At 24.6% G+C, this 4129-nt stretch carries 3 protein-coding genes and 1 pseudogene; 3 read left to right on the forward strand and 1 reads right to left on the reverse strand.

Features of this window, described 5'->3' with window-relative positions; genetic code table 11:
• Positions 1–330 (reverse strand): annotated as a pseudogene (locus ACQRD5_RS16725) (amino acid--tRNA ligase-related protein); the annotation flags it as partial.
• Positions 331–1004: 674 nt separating this feature from the next.
• Here ACQRD5_RS16725 and ACQRD5_RS16730 point away from each other — a divergent pair.
• The 3 genes from ACQRD5_RS16730 (at position 1005) to ACQRD5_RS16740 (ending at position 3960) form a co-directional block, all read left to right on the forward strand.
• Positions 1005–2324, forward strand: a complete 1320-nt coding sequence (locus ACQRD5_RS16730; RefSeq protein WP_427747082.1) for a hypothetical protein — start codon at positions 1005–1007, stop codon at positions 2322–2324.
• 219 nt (positions 2325–2543) lie between these two features.
• Positions 2544–3515, forward strand: a complete 972-nt coding sequence (locus ACQRD5_RS16735) for a ParA family protein (RefSeq protein WP_427747083.1) — start codon at positions 2544–2546, stop codon at positions 3513–3515.
• 13 nt (positions 3516–3528) lie between these two features.
• Positions 3529–3960: a hypothetical protein gene (locus ACQRD5_RS16740; protein WP_427747084.1), complete on the forward strand. Its 432-nt coding sequence runs from the start codon at positions 3529–3531 to the stop codon at positions 3958–3960.
• Positions 3961–4129 lie beyond the last annotated feature (169 nt).

The following is a 4129-nucleotide window of genomic DNA, read 5'->3' on the forward strand; positions in this document are numbered from 1 at the left end:
CCTTTGGCTACCACCTATAAGTTCTCCGATTCCTGGAACTAAAAGGTCAGTTGCAGCAACTGTTTTTCCATCATCATTTAATCTCATATAGAAGGCTTTAATATCCTTTGGATAATCAGTTACAAAAACTGGTCTCTTAAAGTGTTCTTCTGTAAGATATCTTTCATGTTCTGTTTGTAAATCAATTCCCCATTCAACTGGGTATTCAAACTTCTTATCAGCTTTCTTTAATATTTCAACTGCTTCAGTATAAGTTACCTTTCCAAAGTCAGATGAAACTACATGGTTTAATCTATCTAAAATTCCCTTATCAATAAATTGGTTGAAGAATGCATATGCTGTTTACTAATAATTAATAAGTAATTGGAAATATAAATGCGCTTAAGTGGGAATAAGAGAAAATATGAGCTTGATAAGCTACTTCAAGTGAAGTAGTAAAACCAGCAATATAGTATTATATTCGCAGGGCAAAAAAACAGTTTTACAAGTGATCCTGATTCCATTGAGAATAATAGTATATTCTTTTTATTAATTGAAAAGTTTATTGTTATATATGGAGGGATATGAATGATGGAGAGTTGAAATTAAATGAATTATATTTATAATTTTACAAATTTAGTGTATAATGTTTATATTAATTACTCTTTATATAAATTTATTTAAATTAATAGAATTCTTTATGCACAGATATAGTGATTATTATTTCAATTAATCATTAAGCACATTTAAATGGAGAATAGCAATAAGATAAATAATTTTTTAGGAGGTAGTAGAAATATAAAAAAGAATAGTAAAAATATTATATAGTTATAAAGAAGAAATTCTGAAGTTATTGGAGAAAGCGTTAGAAATAGTTTAACTATATACGGATATGGAGTATCTAGGGGTTACTATATACAATTAAAAAATGGATTAACTCAGTGTGAATAATTATTCGGCTTCAGAGATAATTAACAAATCATATATTGTTTTAATTATTTATAAGGGGAGAGAGGGGAAGTATTATGGTATTACAAAAGAGTTTTTATAATTATTGGAAATTTTCAGAGGATCCTTTTTCATATAGGCCATTAGGTGGTGATGAGGTAGGACAAAATTTATTAGTTGGAAGAAATGATGAAAAGAAAGCAATTAAAACAAGATTAAGAAAAACAGATAAGATTTGTACTGTGGAAGGCGATACTGGCATAGGGAAAACTAGTTTGGTTAATGTATCAATATTTGAGTGTTATGAGGAATGGAATAATAATAAAGAATTACCATTATTGATACCTTGTATAAGCGAATTTCAATTAAAGGAAGATTTAGAAATAGATATTTTAAGAAATGAAATACTTATTAAATTAGCGAAAACGATAATAAAGTATAAAGAGGTGTTAAAGTCTCAAAATTGTTATTTTGCTGATGAAATTGAAGAACTATTTGAATATAAGCAAAACGAAGGGGCTTCAGTTGGATTTTCATTATTTGGATTTGGGATAAATGGAGGAGTAAACAAGGCTATAAATAAATCTAAGATTTTTGAGAAGGAATTGGTTTTTAATATAATTGAGGAAGTTCTAAGTAAAACATTTGAAAATTTGGATGGTGGAATAGTCTGCCTAATTGATAATATTGAGCTTGTGAATTCAAATAGAAAAGCAAAAGAGCTTATTGAACTTATGAGAGATAGGATATTTAATATACAGGGTACTAAATGGATATTATGTGGAGAAAAAGATATTTTTATGAGTTCAGTTGAATCATCAAGAATGTCAGCTTATATACATAGACCCATATTAGTTAATAAATTAGACTATAGGATAGCTAAGGATATGTTTAGAAATAGGTTTAATTATTATGGAGGAGTATATTTGCCATTAACAGAAAGTGAATTTGAATCCCTATTTAAATTGTTTGAAGGTAATACAAGAGATATTTTTCAATGTGTAGGTGATTATTGTTTGGAAGTATATGAATCTGGTGATGAGCCAACGTATGAATATGAAAAGGAAGATTGTTTTACAAGGTGGTTAGAAAGTTTTACCATTAAGTATATTAAAAATACTATTAATGTTATTCAAGGAAACAACTTTAAAAATATATTCAATTTATATAAATCAAACATATTTAATATTAATGAGTTTAAAAGGAGGTATAACGATAATAATATGGATAGTTTTATAAAATTATTGATAGATAATAATTTTATAAAAGTATATGAAGATAATACTTTTACATATTTGCGTAAAGGTCATATTATGAATTATTATTTATCAACATTTGATTCTTTTGATGAGTTAAAAGAAGAATTAGAAATTACATTTGAAATATTTGGTGTTTAGGTAGCGAAATTTAATAGTTTGGTACATATTAAATAATGTAATTAACATTAATTTTATCAAATAGCCTCTACAATTTAATATTAAAAGATTGGAAGTAGAAAATTATTGAAAGTAGAAAATTTGAGTGGTTTGGTAAGTTAAGATAAAAAGATTCAAAAATATTCTTATATTTAAATATAATATATAACTAAAATGATGAATAAAAAATGGGGGAAAGTTATGGCTAAAAAAATATTTTTTGGAAATTATAAAGGTGGAGTAGGGAAAACAACAACAGTTTTTGAAATCGGTGCATTGTTAGCTGAACGACATGGTAAAAAAGTATTACTAGTGGATTTAGATCCTCAATGTTCATTAAGTAGAATTTGTAGTAAAATAAGTAATATAAATTTATCTGAATTAGAAGTTGAAGAAACTTTTAATTTTGATCTAGAATTATATGGTGAGTACATTAGAAAGATTAGTAAATTAGAGATATTAGAAGGAAAGATAGACTCTAAATATAATAGTATAAAAAAATCAATAAAAAAAATAAATAAGTATAAATCTCTAGATTATATACCTACTGTTTTAGATCTTAAAAATAGTAGATTAAATGATATATCTGAAAGATTCTCTCATAATACTATTGATTTACTAGCTATCCCTAGTATGATAAATGATATAGATGATAATGAAAAATATGACTATATATTATTTGATTGTCCACCTACAAGTAATATGATAATTCAAGGTGTATTTTTAACGTGTGATTATTATTTTATTCCAACTATAGGAGATGAAATAAGTGGTGATGGAGTTTCAGATTATATTTCAGAAATTGAGAGTACTTATTTAAAATTTGCATATGATAATAATATTGGAAGTATTATTTTGAAGAAATATTTTGGGAATAAGCCTAGATTAATAGGAATTCTTAATACTATATATAAAGTTAGACCAAATTCAAAGATGAACTTAGGACTATTAGAAAGACTTGATAAATCTATTGAAAAATTAAATATAAAGTCAGTATTATCTGAGAATCTACAATATGCATTGGATAATACAAAAAATATATTTAAAGAAGGGATAGCTAATTTAGATAATAGATCTACGCCTAGTCAGTACGGAATTCCTTTGACTGTTGGAAGTGGAGATATACATGAAAGTTATAATTGGATATCTGATGTGATTAATAAAATTGTATAAGGAGATAGAGATAATGAACAATAAAGATAAAGCAGTTATTAATATTTTATCAGAGTTATATTCATATATTTATGCAAATAAAGAATTATATAATTCTAAATTTACTAAATATACACCTGAAGAAGTTAACAAAGCTATAGGTAAAATAGAATCAGAAAAAACATTAGTTAAAGAAAAAAATAATAGTATAATAAGAAATGAAATCTTAAATATAAAAACAAAAGAAGAAGTCGAGAGATTTTATATTAATAATCTTACTTATGATCATAGTAATCAAGATTCTAAAAAAAAGTGTCTAAAAAATTTTACAGTAGATGAGTTAAAGTATTTGTATAATATAATATTATCAACGCCTTTAAAGAAAAAAGTAACAAAATCAGAAGTACTATATTCAATAGAAAACTATTTTGAATCTATTAATAGAGTAATGTCTATGAAACCCTAATTAAAAAAAGTTATATAATATAAGTAATAAATAAAATTAAAAATAACAATTTGAGAAAAATAAAACATAATTTTTATTAGGTTGTGTTACGAATTTGCTATTTAAAAGAAAATAATAGTAAGTATAAATAAAAAACACTAGTAAACAAGTCGTTTACTAGTGTTTTTAT

Origin of the sequence: Clostridium sp. SGI.024 (assembly GCF_050315195.1) — a bacterium.
GTDB lineage: Bacteria > Bacillota > Clostridia > Clostridiales > Clostridiaceae > Clostridium.

Bases quoted from the DNA above. Each gene is read 5' to 3' on its own strand.
- ACQRD5_RS16730 (WP_427747082.1), top strand. From the start codon at position 1,005: ATGGTATTACAAAAGAGTTTTTATAATTATTGGAAATTTTCAGAGGAT.
- ACQRD5_RS16740 (WP_427747084.1), top strand. From the start codon at position 3,529: ATGAACAATAAAGATAAAGCAGTTATTAATATTTTATCAGAGTTATAT.
- ACQRD5_RS16735 (WP_427747083.1), top strand. From the start codon at position 2,544: ATGGCTAAAAAAATATTTTTTGGAAATTATAAAGGTGGAGTAGGGAAA.